15 protein-coding genes and 1 other RNA gene are annotated in these 16,850 nt (G+C 55.8%); 9 read left to right on the top strand and 7 right to left on the bottom strand.

Annotated features, from left to right (window positions below):
* Positions 1–158 precede the first annotated feature (158 nt).
* Genes nagA through kbaZ form a run of 6 tightly spaced genes read right to left on the bottom strand, consistent with a single transcriptional unit; the run spans position 159 to position 5,198 of the window.
* On the bottom strand, positions 159–1,292 hold the full coding sequence (gene nagA / locus BFV65_RS18490; RefSeq protein ID WP_069596982.1) for an N-acetylglucosamine-6-phosphate deacetylase: 1,134 nt from the start codon (positions 1,290–1,292) through the stop codon (positions 159–161).
* Entirely contained in the window at positions 1,289–1,723 is a 435-nt protein-coding gene (gene agaF / locus BFV65_RS18485; protein WP_022649495.1) for a PTS galactosamine/N-acetylgalactosamine transporter subunit IIA, read from the bottom strand. Before agaF ends, nagA begins: the two co-directional genes overlap by 4 nt.
* Positions 1,724–1,739: 16 nt before the next feature.
* Positions 1,740–2,618: a PTS N-acetylgalactosamine transporter subunit IID gene (gene agaE / locus BFV65_RS18480; RefSeq protein ID WP_022649494.1), complete on the bottom strand. Its 879-nt coding sequence runs from the start codon at positions 2,616–2,618 to the stop codon at positions 1,740–1,742.
* The gene (gene agaW / locus BFV65_RS18475) at positions 2,608–3,387 is read right to left on the bottom strand and encodes a PTS N-acetylgalactosamine transporter subunit IIC (RefSeq protein WP_003861730.1); all 780 of its coding nucleotides are present in this window, start codon (positions 3,385–3,387) and stop codon (positions 2,608–2,610) included. The genes agaE and agaW overlap by 11 nt, the downstream gene beginning before the upstream one ends.
* A 10-nt stretch (positions 3,388–3,397) precedes the next feature.
* Entirely contained in the window at positions 3,398–3,871 is a 474-nt protein-coding gene (agaV, locus tag BFV65_RS18470) for a PTS N-acetylgalactosamine transporter subunit IIB (protein WP_003861728.1), read from the bottom strand.
* Between the two features lie 19 nt (positions 3,872–3,890).
* Entirely contained in the window at positions 3,891–5,198 is a 1,308-nt protein-coding gene (gene kbaZ, locus BFV65_RS18465) for a tagatose-bisphosphate aldolase subunit KbaZ (RefSeq protein WP_069596981.1), read from the bottom strand.
* Between the two features lie 239 nt (positions 5,199–5,437).
* Between kbaZ and BFV65_RS18460 the strand changes: the two genes are divergently transcribed.
* The gene (locus tag BFV65_RS18460) at positions 5,438–6,241 is read left to right on the top strand and encodes a DeoR family transcriptional regulator (protein WP_015571958.1); all 804 of its coding nucleotides are present in this window, start codon (positions 5,438–5,440) and stop codon (positions 6,239–6,241) included.
* Between the two features lie 107 nt (positions 6,242–6,348).
* On the opposite strand, the gene garD is transcribed toward BFV65_RS18460, so the two are convergent.
* A complete protein-coding gene (gene garD, locus BFV65_RS18455) occupies positions 6,349–7,920 on the bottom strand; it encodes a galactarate dehydratase (protein WP_023307046.1) in 1,572 nt (523 codons plus the stop codon).
* A gap of 366 nt (positions 7,921–8,286) precedes the next feature.
* On the opposite strand from garD, the gene garL reads away from it, so the two are divergent.
* The 8 genes from garL to tdcD all read left to right on the top strand — a co-directional run bounded on the left by garL (position 8,287) and on the right by tdcD (position 16,840).
* Positions 8,287–9,057, top strand: a complete 771-nt coding sequence (gene garL / locus BFV65_RS18450) for a 2-dehydro-3-deoxyglucarate aldolase (RefSeq protein WP_003862676.1) — start codon at positions 8,287–8,289, stop codon at positions 9,055–9,057.
* A 21-nt stretch (positions 9,058–9,078) separates the two neighbouring features.
* Positions 9,079–9,969, top strand: a complete 891-nt coding sequence (garR, locus tag BFV65_RS18445) for a 2-hydroxy-3-oxopropionate reductase (protein ID WP_069596980.1) — start codon at positions 9,079–9,081, stop codon at positions 9,967–9,969.
* A gap of 56 nt (positions 9,970–10,025) precedes the next feature.
* Positions 10,026–11,171: a glycerate 2-kinase gene (garK, locus tag BFV65_RS18440; RefSeq protein ID WP_069596979.1), complete on the top strand. Its 1,146-nt coding sequence runs from the start codon at positions 10,026–10,028 to the stop codon at positions 11,169–11,171.
* 32 nt (positions 11,172–11,203) lie between these two features.
* Positions 11,204–11,580, top strand: an RNA gene (rnpB, locus tag BFV65_RS18435) — RNase P RNA component class A.
* 672 nt (positions 11,581–12,252) lie between these two features.
* On the top strand, positions 12,253–13,173 hold the full coding sequence (gene tdcA / locus BFV65_RS18430; protein ID WP_023298702.1) for a transcriptional regulator TdcA: 921 nt from the start codon (positions 12,253–12,255) through the stop codon (positions 13,171–13,173).
* A 96-nt stretch (positions 13,174–13,269) separates the two neighbouring features.
* Positions 13,270–14,259, top strand: a complete 990-nt coding sequence (gene tdcB / locus BFV65_RS18425) for a bifunctional threonine ammonia-lyase/L-serine ammonia-lyase TdcB (protein ID WP_063146547.1) — start codon at positions 13,270–13,272, stop codon at positions 14,257–14,259.
* A 10-nt stretch (positions 14,260–14,269) separates the two neighbouring features.
* Positions 14,270–15,601, top strand: coding sequence for a threonine/serine transporter TdcC (gene tdcC, locus BFV65_RS18420; protein WP_023307044.1), 1,332 nt, complete (start codon positions 14,270–14,272; stop codon positions 15,599–15,601).
* Between the two features lie 30 nt (positions 15,602–15,631).
* Entirely contained in the window at positions 15,632–16,840 is a 1,209-nt protein-coding gene (gene tdcD, locus BFV65_RS18415; protein ID WP_069596978.1) for a propionate kinase, read from the top strand.
* Positions 16,841–16,850: the final 10 nt, after the last annotated feature.

The raw sequence follows: 16,850 nt of genomic DNA, 5'->3' as shown, positions 1-16,850 counted from the left end.
GTTAAATAAAATCTATAGAAAAGAAATCGAAAGTTCAATGGCGTAAAAGAAATAAAACGAAAAGTGTGATCGCGAAAGGAAAGGAGAAAATCAAGGAAAGGAAAAGAAAGGCCTTACGATCGTCTTCCGTAAGGCCAACAGGGCACACTGTGAAAGGGCTACAGGGAAAGAACCTGACCCTGGATCCAAATCTGCCGGAGGTGTAAACCCGCATCCAGCGCAATAATATTGGCGCGTTTGCCAGGCGCTAACGATCCCAGCAAGTGATCCATACCGAGCAGACGGGCGGGATGCAGTGAAGCCATATGGATAGCTTGCTCTGGGGCGACCCCCGTATGCTCCACCATATTTCGCACGGCGGCATCCAGCGCGAGCGTGCTGCCCGCCAGCCCACCTGAGGCCGTGCGGACAACGCCGCCCTGCATCTCGACACTTTCACCACACAACGTATAGCGTCCATCAGGCATACCCGCCGCCTGCATGGCATCGGTAATCAGCACCGTACGATCCTTCGCGCAGCAACAACACAGCCGCATGGCTCCAGGATGAACGTGATGCCCGTCGGCAATAAGCTCCAGCCACGCGCGTGGGTCCGTAAGGCCAGCGCCAACCATGCCGGGCTCCCGGTGGTGTAACCCCGTCATGCCGTTGTAGCAGTGCACCAGCCCGGCTGCGCCTGTATCAAATGCGGCCAGGGTTTGCGCGTATGTAGCGGCGCTGTGGCCCAGCATGACGCGTATCCCTTTTTGCTTGAGGTGATGGATCGCCTTCAGGGCTTCCGCTTTTTCCGGAGCAAGCGCCACTACCCGCAGCGTGTTCTGCGAAACCGCAATCAGATCATCAAGTTCCGCGAGATCCAGTTCGCGTAACAGTTCTTGCGGATGTGCCCCTTTGTTCTGCGGCGTAAAGTACGGGCCTTCCAGATAGCTGCCCAGGACCTGCGCACCGGGGCCACCGACATGACAGCGTCGGGCAATGCGCCGTAACGCGCTATGGATCGCCTCCAGCGGAGCGGTGACGGTGGTAGGCAGAAACGCCCCCACGCCTTCACGCGCTTTATGCATGGCTAACCGGTCCAGCACGTCGGGGGCATCATCCATCACATCCACACCCGCGCCGCCGTGGACGTGGATATCAATGTATGCCGGGCAAAGCAGGTCTGCCTCGCGGGTGTTAACCCCTGCCGGAATCGGCTCGATGGCGGTGATGACGCCTCTATCCATGCGCAGCTGATGGTCATCCAGCCAGCCCTGCCCGGTAAGCAGACGACGCGCGCGCAGCAGCTGGCTCATATCCCTTCCTCGGCGGGCGCTTCCTCGCGACAGCGTGCAAGCTCATCCACCAGGCTGGTCAGGCCGCGATGGCCGCACTCCAGCGCCTGCAAACGAAATGCTTCACTGCTTAACCCTTCGCGCTCCAGAACCATCTCCAGCAAAAGCTGGAGATTGGTGCCGGTGATCACCTCGCTGCCGGGGTGTTGCATCGCGAGGGTAGAGGCCACACGAAACGGCGTACCGCCGAGAAGATCGGTGAGAAACACGATATCGTGCTCTGCATCCAAATCATTCACTGCCTTCTCAAGCTGCGCGGTCAGCTGCGCAGTGGTGGAGCTTTCCGGAAAATCGATGGCGATAAACTGCGGCTGTTCGCCGAGGATTTGCTTCATCGCCTGTTCCAGCCCGCTGGCAAAACCGCCATGACCCGTCAAAATAATGCCTAACATCGCAACCTCTTTGCTTTTACAGGAAGTGACAGAATTTACCGACAACGCCCAGCACCACGGTGATACCAATCAGGCGCAGCGGGCTCCAGCCACGGCGTACCAGCCAGAACATGGTCAGGGTGTAGACCAGCGGCAGAAAGGCGGGCATCAGTTTGTCGATCACGTCGGTTTGCAGTTTGACGACCGCATCCCCGGCTTTAATCTCAAGTGTGGTATTCAGGCGCACATAGGTTGCCACCAGCGCACCAATCACCGTCATCCCGACAATGGACGCAGCATGACCAACCTTTTTGGTATTGGCCTTGATCAGCGGGATCGCGGCGACCCCCATCCGGTAGGCGTAGTGCGCCAGACCAAAACGCAGGCCGAGATGTACCACGTTAAACAGCACGATAAAGACCACGGCGCCAAGAATGGATCCCTGTAGCGCCAGGCTGGCGCCAATCCCCCCGCAAATAGGCAGCAGGGTTAGCCAGAACATGGCGTCACCAATGCCACCGAGCGGTGCACCGACGGCAATTTTAGTGCTCTGGATGCTGTTCACATCCTGCTTGGAACGCTCCATTGCCAGAATAATGCCGATGACGAAGGTCACCAGGAACGGGTGGGTGTTAAAGAAGCCCATATGGCCTTTCATGGCGCGCGCCAGGTCCCGCTTATTGGTGTGGATCTTTTTCAGCGCGGGCAGTAGCCCATACAGCCAGCCGGAGGCCTGCATTCGCTCGTAGTTGAACGAGGCCTGTAGCAGCATGGAACGCCAGGCGACACGGTTAATATCCTTTTTCGTTAGCTCAGCGCCAATACTCTGGTCTTCGTAGACGTTTTCATTCACGCCGGTCAGCAGCGTCTCTTCACTTTCAGACACGCCCGGCAGGGTGGTTGGATTAGATGCCATCTTCAAATTCCTCTTTCTGGGCCGCAGGCGCCGTCGGTTCAGGCGATTTGCGCAGCAGGTCGATCAGCGCCATCGCCAGCGCAGCCGCGGCAATCGCCAGCACCGGCAGTTTCAGCCAGGCCGCGGCGACAAAGCCGATAATGAAGTAAGGGATGTAGACGTTTTTCATCATGATCTTCAGCAGCACGGCGAAGCCGATCGCTGGCATGATGCCGCCCGCGACGCCCAGACCGTCGATCAGACGTTCCGGCAGGACATCAATGGCGGTTTTCGCGTGTTCAGCCCCGAAGTAGATGGGCAGAAACGCACACAGGAAGTAGAAGACGCCGAGCGCCAGCAGTGCCAGATAGTTGACCCGTTCAATACCACGGGTGTCTGCGTTAGCCGCCATGCGATCGCAGCGGGACATCACGCCGGACATCACCGAGAAGAGGAAAGTGATCCCCATCTGAACCGCCACGGCAAACGGCACGGCGACCCCAACCGCGACATCCGGTTTCACGCCTGTGGTAATGGCAAATGTGGTGCCAACGATGGTGCCGATAATCACGTTTGGCGGCTGCGCGCCCGCCAGCGGCGCGAGTCCCATCCAGACCAGTTCTAACGTACCGCCGGTCAGAATTCCGGTGTGCAAATCGCCCAGAATCAGGCCAACCAGTGGCCCGAGTACCACCGGACGGTGCATGTGTGTTAAGCCGTTAAACATATCCAGGCCCGCTATAAAGGCGAGAAGCCCCAGCGCGAAAGCCTGCAACAGACTGATTTCCATTGTGAATCCCTCAGAGCAGTTTAAAGAGATCCAAAGCAGTCTCTGTTGGAACGCCCTGAACGAAGCATTCCACTCCGGCCGCCTTCAGGCCGTTAAACGCGGCGATATCGTTCGCGTCTACAGATACCGTTTTGGCAATTTGCTGTTTGCCACTGGCGTAATGCATATTTCCGACGTTGATACGGGTGATGGGCACGCCGCCCTCGACCAGCGTTAAAAAATCAGCCGGTGTTTTACAGACCAGCAGAATTTTCTGCCGATCGGCGGCGCGATGAATGTTGTCGATCACTTTTTGCAGGGACCAGAAACGCACGGCGATGCCTTCCGCAAGCACCATCTCCATCAGGTTTTGCTGAACCGGATCGTCTGCAACCTCGTCATTTGCCACCAGCACCAGGTTCGCCCCCGCAAACCCCACCCACTGTACGCCCACCTGACCGTGGATAAGGCGTTCATCAATGCGGCATAAGACAATGTTTGGCATAGCGTTTTCCTCTTTTTAATTATGCGTGTTGAGTCGTTACGCCTTCGCAGGCGGCATGGTACTGCTGGAGTATGTCCTGAATGTGGTCGAGAATGAGCTCCCGTGGTATGGACCTGAGAGCACCCTCGCGAACTTTGCTGTACTGCAACGGCAGATACTGGCTGATCAGCGGCAGCGGGATCGGTTCATCCGCCAGGTTGCGTACCAGTCGCTCAAAAGCCTCGTCAATCTGGCTGTCTGGCCAGTAATAGCGCACGCGGTCGGAATAGCTGTAACCGCGGGCCAGGCGACGGGCATTGCCGTCGCCGTGATAGTGGCTTTGCCAGTATTCCGGGCGATCGAGCATCACGTTTTCCAGGACGTGACGCAGTCCTGAGCAGGCTTTTGCCGGTAAAAGCTCTTCTTCAATTGCAGCCAGTGAGAACAGCGCTTCGCGCAGCGCGAAGGTTAGCGCAGGGCCGACTTTCAGAATGGCGAAGTGATCTTTCACCAACTGGCGCAGCGCCTGCGGCGTCTGGTAATCGGTAGAGTGTGCTTCAAATACGAGCGTGTCGTAGGCTTCAACCATCTTGCTCAGTGCGACGGCTTTATGCGGTTGATAGTCACAAACGTGCGCATGGTCAAACTCAACGCCAGGCTGAACCACCAGGCCAATAATGCGCGGCCAGATGTCGCTTAACCCTTCCTTCTCGAATGCGTGGCGGTGTGCCTCAAGCGTGGCACGTGCCGCCTCTGGTGTGGTGACCTCAAGCTCGGTCAGCGTTTCGTGTGCCCCACCGGGAACCGGAACTTCCGTGCCGATAACGTAGACCAGATCCGCTACGCCAAATTGCTCGAGACAGGTGGTTTCGGCAATTTTAGCCAGCCGAGCGGCACGCCCGGCAACGATTGCATCGGTTAAAGGAACCGGATCGTCTTCGCAGGACATGCTGCAATCGAGGTGAATTTTTTTAAATCCGGCCGCCACGTAGCTTCTGATCAGATCGTCGGCGTTCGCCATCGCCTGCAAAGCTGGCAGGTTTTGCCAGCGGTTTGGACCTAAATGATCGCCGCCAAGGATCAGCTGTGAGGTGGGGAAACCGAGGGATCCCGCCAGATTGCAGACAAACCCATAAAAATCGGCGGGCGTCATACCGGTATAGCCGCCAAACTGATCCACCTGGTTTGAGGTGGCTTCAATCAGCAGAGGCGTCTGTTGTGAATGGGCGTAACGAATTGCAGCTTCAAGTACCAATGGATGTGCGGAACAGACGGCGTAAATCCCGTTTGTATTCCCCCGTTTATGTTGTTCCACCATTTCTGTCAGATGTTTCACTTTCCTCTCCATTTCGGATGGTGTTGGTATTCATCTTTCGTTTTGTTTCATTTGATACTGCATTATGGTGGGGTAAAAATAAAACGAAAGATAATAGTTTTCCGATCTGTTTCACAAAAGAAACATAATGAAAGGTTTCAGCGGCGGTTAAGCTTGCGTCTGCTCACCATACAGGGCTTGCATTCCCTCAAAAGAAAGGCGTTAATAAGCAAAACGAAATGAAACGAAAGTTTATTTACTAAGGAGCTCGTATGAGCAGCACCGATTCATCCGCAGAGAAGCGCATCACCGGCACCAGTGAAAGGCGAGAGCAGATCATTCAGCGGTTGCGGGCGCAGGGAAGCGTGCAGGTTAACGATCTTTCTCTTTTATACGGCGTGTCGACGGTGACGATCCGTAACGATCTGGCCTTTCTGGAAAAGCAGGGGATTGCCGTTCGCGCTTACGGCGGCGCGCTGATTTGCGAAGGCAATGCCCCCGGCGTGGAGCCGTCCGTTGAGGACAAAAGTTCCCTTAATACGGCTGTGAAGCGCAGCATCGCGCAGGCGGCGGCTGAACTGGTGAAGCCGGGTCATCGCATTATTCTGGACTCCGGCACCACAACCTTTGAAATTGCCCGCATGCTGCGCCAGCATACCGATGTCATTGCCATGACCAACGGGATGAACGTGGCAAACGCGCTGCTGGAAGCGGAGGGAGTGGAGCTGCTGATGACCGGCGGGCACTTGCGCCGTCAGTCGCAGTCCTTCTATGGTGACCAGGCGGAGCAGTCCTTACAGAATTACCATTTTGACCTGCTGTTCCTGGGCGTCGATGCCATCGATCTCGATCGGGGGGTGAGTACGCACAACGAGGATGAAGCCCGTCTGAACCGGAAAATGTGCGAGGTGGCGGAGCGTATTATCGTTGTCACTGATTCCAGCAAGTTTAACCGTTCAAGCCTGCATAAAATCATTGATACTCAGCGGATCGACATGATTATCGTTGATGAAGGTATTCCGGCGGAAAGCCTGGAAGGGTTACGCAAAAGCGGGATCGATGTGGTGCTGGTCTAAAGAGGCTTTTCCCCTCACCCTAACCCTCTCCCCATAGGGGAGAGGGGACTGCTCGGTGCGGTTTTTTTACCCTCTCCCCGGTGGGGAGAGGGCAGGGTGAGGGGCCATCACGTCACCGGTGCCGGGTTAAACACCGCCAGCGAGTTATGCAATCCCCATTGATCGGAGAAGGTTTTCTTCCGTCCGCTTGCCACATCCAGAATGAAGTGGAACAGCTTCCAGCCCACCTCTTCAATACTCTCTTCCCCGGTGGCGATGGTGCCCGCGTTGATATCCATTAAGTCATACCAGCGGTTTGCCAGCTCGGTGCGGGTCGCCATTTTGATCACCGGTACCGCCATCAGGCCGTACGGCGTGCCGCGTCCGGTGGTAAAGACCTGTACCGTAATGCCGGATGCTACCTGCTGGGTGCCGCACACGAAATCACTGGCAGGCGTTGCCGCGTAGATCAGACCGCGTTTGGTTGGTCGCTGGCCAGGTGAGAGCACTTCCACAATCGCGCTCTGGCCGGATTTGGCAATCGACCCGAGGGCCTTTTCCACCACGTTCGCCAGGCCGCCTTTCTTGTTACCCGGCGACGGGTTGGCGCTGCGGTCGGTTTTGCCCATGTCGAGATAGTTATCGTACCAGGCCATCTCCTCCAGCAGGCGTTTGCCCACCTCTTCGTTAACGGCGCGCGGCGTGAGCAGGTGGATAGCATCACGCACCTCGGTGACTTCAGAGAACATCACCGTGGCGCCGCAGCGCACGAACAGATCGGAGGCATAACCTACCGCCGGGTTAGCGGTGACGCCGGAAAACGCATCGCTGCCGCCACACTGTGTCCCAACCACCAGTTCAGAGGCCGGGCAGGTTTCACGCTGACGTTTGTTCAGCTTCTCCAGATGGCGCTCTGCCACCTGTAAAATGTCGTCGACCATCGATCTGAAGCCGACATGGTGTTCATCCTGAAGACGCACAATACTGGCCTCGTCAACCGGAATGGCTTTCACATCCTCAGTACCCTGCAACAGGCGTTCTGGCTGCAATTTTTCACAGCCGAGGCCAATCACCATCACCTCGCCGCCAAAGTTCGGGTTAAGGGCGATATTGTGGATCGTGCGGATCGGCACGACCGCTGCGGGCGCGTTGATCGCCACGCCGCAGCCGTACAGGTGGTTAAGACCCACCACGCCGTCAACGTTGGGGTATTTCGGCAGCAGATCGCGCTCAATAATTTTCACCACGTAATCCACGACACCCGCCACGCAATGCACGCTGGTGGTGATGCCAAGCAAGTTTTTGGTTCCCACGCTGCCATCCGCGTTGCGGTAACCTTCGAAGGTATAACCCTCCAGCGGAGGTAACGGCTCAGGGACGCGGGTAGCCAGCGGCAACGTCTCCAGCGGCGGGGCGGTGGGCAGCTCAACCAGCGACTCCTCAATCCAGCTACCCTGCGGGATAGCGCGCACCGCATAGCCGATGACTTCGCCGTAGCGCACGATTTCGCCCTGCGCCGGGATATCGACCAGTGCGACTTTATGCCCCTGCGGAATGTGCTCAATCAGCTCCAGCCCGTCCGGGAACCGGGTACCCGCTTTTAAGCCATTGTCGTTGACAATAATCGCCACGTTATCGGTATCGTGCACTTTTATATAGAACGCCGTCGGCGACGCCTGTCGAATTTCAATATCGGCCATTGTTCACTCATCTCCAGCAAAATATCTGATACTAAATATAGCCAGATGGTTAATCGTTTCTTATTGAGGAAATAAAGAATGTCAGGAGAGGAAAAGTGAGAATGTGATCGCGATCGCTCCCGACACACTAATCGTTGATTCTGTGCATCAGCGCCCACTGCATTGGGCAAATGCTCAAAATAGCGTGCTAACCCCGTTGGATAATTGAGCATTGAGACAATGTGCTGCCGGGTGGTGACGATTATACTGAATGACGATTTTATAACGCCAAAATTCAGTCAGTAAATAAATATAACGCTGACGCTGAGTCGGAATAAATAAGAAAAGCTACTGGCTAAAACTGCGGAATTAAAAAAGGTATACGTAATGAGTAACGACATCTTCCCGAATAAATTTAAAGCGGCCCTTGCGGCGCATCAGATTCAGATTGGCTGCTGGTCTGCGCTGGCCAACCCCATCAGCACCGAAGTGCTGGGCCTGGCCGGATTCGACTGGCTGGTGCTGGACGGCGAACATGCGCCAAACGATATCAACACGTTTATTCCGCAGCTGATGGCGCTGAAAGGCAGCCACAGCGCGCCGGTGGTGCGTGTACCTACCAACGAGCCGGTGATCATCAAGCGTCTGCTGGATATCGGCTTCTACAACTTCCTGATCCCGTTTGTTGAAACGGAAGAAGAAGCGGTGCTGGCCGTAGCTGCCACCCGCTATCCGCCGGAAGGGATCCGCGGCGTGTCTGTCTCGCACCGCGCCAACATGTTTGGCACCGTGCCGGACTATTTCGCCCAGTCCAACAAGAACATCACCATTCTGGTTCAGATCGAGAGCCAGCAGGGGGTCGATAACGTCGACGCCATTGCCGCGACCGAAGGTGTCGACGGTATTTTCGTCGGCCCGAGCGATCTGGCGGCCGCCTTTGGTCATCTGGGCAACGCCAGCCACCCGGACGTGCAGCGGGCAATCCAGCACATTTTTGCCCGTGCCAAAGCGCACGGTAAACCGTGCGGCATTCTGGCGCCGGTGGAAGCCGATGCCCGCCGCTACCTGGAGTGGGGCGCAACGTTTGTCGCCGTCGGCAGCGACCTCGGCGTATTCCGCGCCGCCACGCAGAAATTAGCAGACGCTTTTAAAAAATAACCATCATTGAGGAAACAGATTATGACGCTGAAAGTGGGTTTTATTGGCCTGGGTATCATGGGCAAACCAATGAGCAAAAACCTCATCAAAGCAGGTTACTCACTGGTGGTTTTAGATCGTAATTCAGACGCGGTGTCAGAAGTGATTGCGGCTGGCGCAGAAACGGCGACAACTGCAAAAGCGCTCGCCGAGCAGTGCGATGTCATTATCACCATGCTGCCAAACTCCCCGCACGTGAAAGAGGTGGCGCTGGGTGAGAACGGCATTATCGACGGCGCGAAGCCGGGCCTGGTGGTGATCGACATGAGTTCTATCGCACCGCTGGCGAGCCGCGAAATTAGCGAGGCGCTGAAAGCGAAAGGCGTGGAGATGCTGGATGCGCCGGTCAGCGGCGGCGAACCGAAAGCCATCGACGGCACCTTGTCGGTGATGGTGGGGGGCGATAAAGCCGTGTTTGACAAATACTACGACCTGATGAAAGCCATGGCTGGCTCCGTGGTGCACACCGGTGAAATTGGCGCAGGCAACGTCACCAAGCTGGCAAACCAGGTGATTGTGGCGTTAAACATCGCGGCCATGTCCGAAGCGCTGACGCTGGCCACCAAAGCGGGCGTTAATCCGGATCTGGTCTATCAGGCCATTCGCGGTGGTCTGGCGGGCAGCACCGTGCTGGATGCCAAGGCGCCGATGGTGATGGATCGTAACTTCAGGCCGGGCTTCCGCATCGATCTGCACATTAAGGATCTGGCGAATGCGCTGGATACCTCCCACGGCGTGGGCGCACAGTTGCCGCTGACTGCCGCCGTCATGGAGATGATGCAGGCGCTGCGTGCGGACGGTCTGGGCACCGCCGATCACAGCGCGTTAGCGTGCTATTACGAAAAGCTGGCGAAGGTTGAAATTGCTCGCTAATGACGTCCCGCCCGGTGGCGTTACGCTTACCGGGCCTACGGCTCAGGCATACAACTATGAAAATCGTAATCGCGCCAGACTCTTATAAAGAAAGCCTGTCTGCCACTGAGGTGGCGCAGGCGATAGAAAAAGGATTTCGGGAAATTTTCCCCGACGCTCATTACGTGTCTGTTCCCGTTGCTGACGGCGGAGAAGGTACGGTTGAAGCGATGATCGCCGCGACGCAGGGCACCTGGCAGCAGGCTGTCGTCACCGGCCCGTTAGGGGAAAAGGTGAAGGCCAGCTGGGGGATCTCGGGCGACGGTACCACCGCGTTTATCGAGATGGCCGCCGCCAGCGGCCTGGTACTTGTTCCTCCCGCGCAGCGTAACCCGCTGGTCACGACGTCGCGCGGGACGGGGGAGCTGATCCTCCGCGCGCTGGATAAAGGCGCGCGCAACATCATTATAGGTATCGGCGGGAGCGCAACCAACGATGGGGGCGCGGGTATGATGCAGGCGCTGGGCGCGAGGTTTACGGATGCGAACGGGACGGAGATCGGCTACGGCGGCGGCAGCCTGATGGCGCTGAACCGTATTGATATTTCTGATCTTGATCCGCGTCTTCAGGGGTGCGCAATCCGCGTCGCCTGTGACGTGACGAATCCGCTGGTCGGTGAAAGCGGCGCGTCGCGTATCTTTGGCCCGCAAAAAGGCGCCACGGAGGAGATGATCCTCGAACTCGACGCCAATCTTAGCCACTACGCCGGGGTGATCAAAAAATCACTGCGCATTGACGTCAACCGGGTTCCGGGGGCTGGCGCCGCGGGCGGCATGGGCGCGGCGCTGATGGCCTTCCTGGGCGCTGAGCTGAAAAGCGGCATCGAGATTGTCACTCAGGCGCTCAATCTTGAAGAACATATTCACGATTGCACGTGGGTGCTGACCGGGGAAGGGCGCATCGACAGCCAGAGCATTAATGGCAAAGTGCCCGTCGGCGTGGCGAGCGTCGCCAAAAAATACCATAAGCCGGTGATCGGGATTGCCGGAAGTCTGACGCAGGATGTGGGTGTGGTGCATCAGTACGGCATCGACGCGGTGTTCAGCGTACTGACCCGCATCGGTTCACTGGAAGAGGCGTTCCAGGGAGCATATGACAACATTTACCGCGCCTCGCGGAATATCGCGGCCACATTGCAGGTAGGCATGCGTAGCCAGGGGTGACAGCGGCGCGCAAACCCTCTATACTGCGCGCCGAAGCTGACCAGACAGTCGCCGCTTCGTCGTCGTCCCTTTCGGGGGAGACGGGCGGAGGGGAGGAAAGTCCGGGCTCCACAGGGCAGGGTGCCAGGTAACGCCTGGGGGGGAAACCCACGACCAGTGCAACAGAGAGCAAACCGCCGATGGCCCGCGCAAGCGGGATCAGGTAAGGGTGAAAGGGTGCGGTAAGAGCGCACCGCGCGGCTGGTAACAGTCCGTGGCACGGTAAACTCCACCCGGAGCAAGGCCAAATAGGGGTTCACATGGTACGGCCCGTACTGAACCCGGGTAGGCTGCTTGAGCCAGTGAGCGATTGCTGGCCTAGATGAATGACTGTCCACGACAGAACCCGGCTTATCGGTCAGCTTCAACTTCTTACGAAACCCCGCTTCGGCGGGGTTTTTGTTTTCTGAAGGTTGCAGGCCGGGTAAGCGAAGCGCCAAACGACATCAATTCTCAATTTTGCGACGCCAAGCACATTTCACTGCTTTACCGATTATGCGTTCCTTTCATCTGCTGCGCATGATCGTAATCACAAAATTTAACGCTATAAAATTAGAAAATTTTAGTGTTGAACAGATGTTGTGAATGTTGACTCAGTGATGCTGAATGTTATTCATTTGATAATTTAATATTGAATCTAAAAACATTCTTCTGGTGAATGTGTGATATATCCCACTCTTTAACCGGAAGCTGAGAAAATATTCCTGATAAAGTTGATAAACCACAAAAATGTTTTAAAAGAATAATGATGGTTTATTAACCTTTAATTGCCTGAAAGATAGTCTTTATTAATATTGTTAAGGCAAAAAAATTCATGCTGGTTATTGCCATAAAATAAATTTATTACCGCGGATTTTGTTGATCAATATCAGCGTAATTGCGTATTTTTAGCTATCTAACTGATTGAATAATAAGATTATAAATCGATTTTAAATGTGGTTGTAAAAAGGGCATCCTGGCAAATTGTGAGTAACAGCACATACCCCCTGAAACAATATTGGGTAGAATCCGCTGCGTCATATGGAAATAAGCGCAGAATATTATGAATACTATTATTCTACCGAAAACACAGCACCTCGTGGTATTTCAGGAAGTCATCAAAAGTGGCTCTATAGGTTCTGCTGCAAGACAACTGGGGCTGACGCAACCTGCCGTCAGCAAAATCATCAGCGACATCGAATCTTACTTTGGGGTGGAAGTGATGGTGCGTAAAAACACCGGCGTAAAACTCACTGCCGCCGGTCAGGTGCTGCTGTCCTACGCTGAGTCGATCACCCGCGAAATGAAAAACATGGTGAGCGAGATCAACAGCCTCAGTTTCAGTACCGTCATGGACGTCTCTTTTGGCTATCCGTCGCTGATTGGCTTCACCTTCCTGTCCGGGATGATCAAAAAATTCAAGGAAGTGTTCCCGAAGGCGCGCGTCTCAATGTATGAAGCGCAGCTCTCTTCATTCCTGCCCGCCATTCGCGATGGCCGGCTGGATTTCGCCATCGGCACGCTGAGCGACGGGATGTTGCTCCAGGATCTTCACGTTGAGCCACTCTTTGAATCTGAGTTTGTGCTGGTGGCGAGTAAATCACGAACGTGCACCGGCCCGACCAGACTGGCGTCGCTCACGCACGAGCAGTGGGTGATGCCGCAAACCGATATGGGCTACTACAACGAACTCCTGACCACCCTGCAAGATAACCACATCAGCATTGAAAACATCGTCCAGACCGATTCCGTCGTCACCATCTATAACCTTGTTCTCAATGCCGATTACCTGACGGTGATCCCCCGTGACATGATTGCGCCATTCGGCTCGGACCAGTTTATTGTCCTGCCGGTGGAAGATGCATTACCCGTGGCGCGTTATGCCGCCGTGTGGTCAAAAAATTACAGTATTAAAAAATCGGCGTCAGTATTAGTTGAACTGGCAAAACAATATTCGTCGATGAATATCGAAAAACGACGATAGAAATAATGATGATTTAAAACACCCGGAGCGACGCTTTTTAACGCTCTGATACCCTGACTTTGCCTGAAAATAATGAATTATTATAACGAGGATATTATGCACATTACTTACGATCTCCCGGTGACCATTGACGATATTCAGGACGCCAGAAAAAGACTGGCGGGAAAGATCTATAAAACCGGTATGCCGCGCTCAAATTATCTGAGCGAACGGTGTAAGGGTGAGATATTCCTGAAATTTGAAAATATGCAGCGTACCGGTTCGTTTAAAATACGTGGGGCGTTTAATAAATTAAGCTCGCTGACCGATGCGGAAAAACGCAAGGGCGTGGTTGCCTGTTCCGCAGGGAACCACGCGCAGGGGGTGTCGCTCTCCTGCGCCATGCTCGGCATCGACGGCAAAGTGGTAATGCCTATGGGCGCGCCGAAATCCAAGGTGGCCGCCACGCGCGACTACTCCGCCGAAGTAGTGCTGCACGGCGAGAACTTTAACGACACTATCGCCAAAGTGAGCGAAATCGTCGAGATGGAAGGGCGCATTTTTATCCCGCCTTACGACGATCCGAAAGTCATTGCCGGCCAGGGCACCATCGGCCTGGAAATCCTCGAAGATTTATATGACGTGGATAACGTGATTGTCCCCATCGGCGGCGGCGGTTTAATTGCCGGTATTGCGACAGCAATTAAATCCATCAACCCAACTATCAATATTATCGGAGTGCAGTCTGAAAATGTGCACGGAATGGCGGCATCGTATCAGGCCGGAGAAATAACGAACCACCGCATTACCGGCACATTAGCAGACGGTTGCGATGTGTCTCGCCCGGGTAATTTAACCTTCGAAATCGTTCGTGAACTGGTTGACGACATTGTGCTGGTCAGCGAAGACGAGATTCGCAACAGCATGATCGCGCTTATTCAGCGAAATAAAGTGGTTACGGAAGGTGCTGGCGCGCTGGCGTGCGCGGCGTTATTAAGCGGCAAGCTGGACCACTATATTCAGGGCCGTAAAACCGTCTGCATTATTTCCGGTGGCAATATTGATCTCTCCCGTGTTTCCCAAATTACCGGCTTCGTTGACGCATAAAGGATGACTTATGAGCAACACAGAAAGCATTATCGTTGGCCAGACTAAAACGTCCACCTGGCGTAAATCGGATACCACCTGGACGCTCGGCCTGTTTGGTACCGCCATTGGCGCAGGCGTGCTGTTCTTCCCCATCCGTGCAGGCTTTGGCGGCCTGATCCCTATCCTGCTGATGCTGGTACTCGCGTTCCCGATTGCCTTTTACTGCCACCGCGCGCTGGCGCGTCTGTGTTTGTCCGGCAGTAACGTCTCCGGCAACATCACCGAAACGGTGGAGGAGCATTTTGGTAAGACCGGCGGGGTGGTGATCACCTTCCTCTACTTCTTTGCCATTTGCCCGCTGCTGTGGATTTACGGCGTCACCATTACCAACACCTTTATGACCTTCTGGGAAAACCAGCTCCAGATGCCCGCCCTGAACCGCGGCGTGGTGGCGCTATTCCTGCTGCTGCTGATGGCTTTTGTTATCTGGTTCGGTAAAGACCTGATGGTGAAAGTGATGAGCTACCTTGTGTTCCCGTTCATCGCCAGCCTGGTGTTGATTTCTCTCTCGCTGATCCCGTACTGGAACTCGGCGGTGATCGACCAGGTTAACCTGAGCGATATCGCCTTCACCGGTCATGACGGCATTCTGGTCACGGTGTGGCTGGGGATCTCCATCATGGTCTTCTCCTTCAACTTCTCGCCTATCGTCTCCTCGTTTGTGGTCTCCAAGCGCGAAGAGTACGAGCCGGAGTTTGGTAAAGAATTCACCGAGCAGAAATGTTCCAAAATCATCGGTCGCGCCAGCCTGCTGATGGTGGCGGTGGTGATGTTCTTCGCCTTTAGCTGCCTGTTTACGCTCTCTCCGCAGAACATGGCGGACGCCAAAGCGCAGAACATTCCGGTGCTCTCTTACCTGGCGAACCACTTTGCGTCGATGTCAGGCAGTAAATCCACGTTCGCCACGGTGCTGGAGTACGGCGCGTCCATCATCGCGCTGGTCGCTATCTTTAAATCCTTCTTCGGTCACTACCTGGGCACGCTGGAGGGGCTGAACGGCCTGATCGTTAAGTTCGGCTACAAGGGCGACAAGAAGAACGTCTCCGTGGGCAAGCTGAACACCATCAGCATGGTCTTCATCATGGGCTCCACCTGGATTGTGGCCTATGCCAACCCGAACATTCTGGACCTTATTGAAGCCATGGGCGCGCCAATTATCGCCTCTCTGCTGTGCCTGCTGCCGATGTACGCCATCCGCAAAGCACCGGCGCTGGCGAAATACAAAGGCCGGACCGAGAACATCTTCGTCACCGTGGTCGGCCTGCTGACCATTCTGAACATCGTGTACAAACTGTTTTAAACCAAAGCTCAGGAAGAGCGGAGCCATACCATGATTGAGTTTCCGGTAGTACTGGTCATTAACTGCGGATCGTCCTCTGTTAAGTTTTCGGTGCTGGACGCCGCAGGCTGCGATGCCCTGCTGACGGGCATTGCGGACGGCATCAACACAGAAAAAGCCTTTATTTCCGTGAATGGGGGTGAGCCAGTCAGACTGGCTCATCAGGACTACGAAGGGGCGCTGGCCGCCATCGCCCTGGAGCTGGAGAAGCGCGACCTGATGGGCAGCGTGGCCTTGATTGGCCATCGCATTGCCCACGGCGGCGATCTCTTCAGCGAGTCAACCCTGATCACGGAAGAGGTGATGACGCAGATCCGCCAGGTCTCCCCGCTGGCGCCGCTGCATAACTACGCCAACCTGAGCGGCGTGGAAGCCGCCGGGCGCCTGTTCCCCGGCGTGCAGCAGGTGGCGGTATTTGATACCAGCTTCCACCAGACCATGGCGCCGCAGGCGTATCTGTACGGCTTGCCGTACCGCTATTTTGAAGAGCTGGGCGTGCGCCGCTACGGCTTCCACGGCACCTCTCACCGCTACGTGGCGGCGCAGGCGCACGCGCTTCTCGGGCTCTCCGCCGAAGACAGCGGCCTGGTGATTGCCCATCTCGGCAACGGGGCGTCCATTTGCGCGGTGCGTAACGGCGTAAGCGTGGACACGTCCATGGGGATGACGCCGCTTGAAGGACTGGTGATGGGCACGCGCTGTGGCGACGTAGATTTTGGCGCGATGGCGTGGATTGCCCGGCAGACCGGCCAGTCGTTCGAGGATCTGGAGCGCGTGGTCAACAAAGAGTCCGGGCTGCTGGGGATCTCCGGCATCTCCTCCGATTTGCGCGTGCTGGAGAAAGCCTGGCATGACGGCAACGAGCGGGCGCGGCTGGCGATAAAGACCTTTGTCCACCGCATAGCGCGGCATATCGCCGGTCATGCCGCATCCCTGCACCGTCTGGATGGCGTGGTGTTTACCGGCGGGATCGGTGAGAACTCCGTGCTCATACGCGCGCTGGTGGTGGAGCACCTGAAGGTGTTTGGCATCATCCTCGATGAGTCCAAAAATGCCCTGCCGGGCAGCGCGGGTGAGCGCGTGATCTCCACCGAGTCGTCCCGCGCGGCCTGCGCGGTGATCCCTACCAATGAAGAAAAAATGATCGCGCTGGATGCCCTCCGTCTTGGGAAGGTCACCCCGGCTGCGGCTTACGCCTGATAAAGCGAGA

This window comes from Enterobacter hormaechei subsp. hoffmannii, from assembly GCF_001729745.1.
GTDB lineage: Bacteria > Pseudomonadota > Gammaproteobacteria > Enterobacterales > Enterobacteriaceae > Enterobacter > Enterobacter intestinihominis.
Note: the sequence above shows the minus strand (reverse complement) of the source record. Positions and strands in the feature narration are given on the sequence as shown.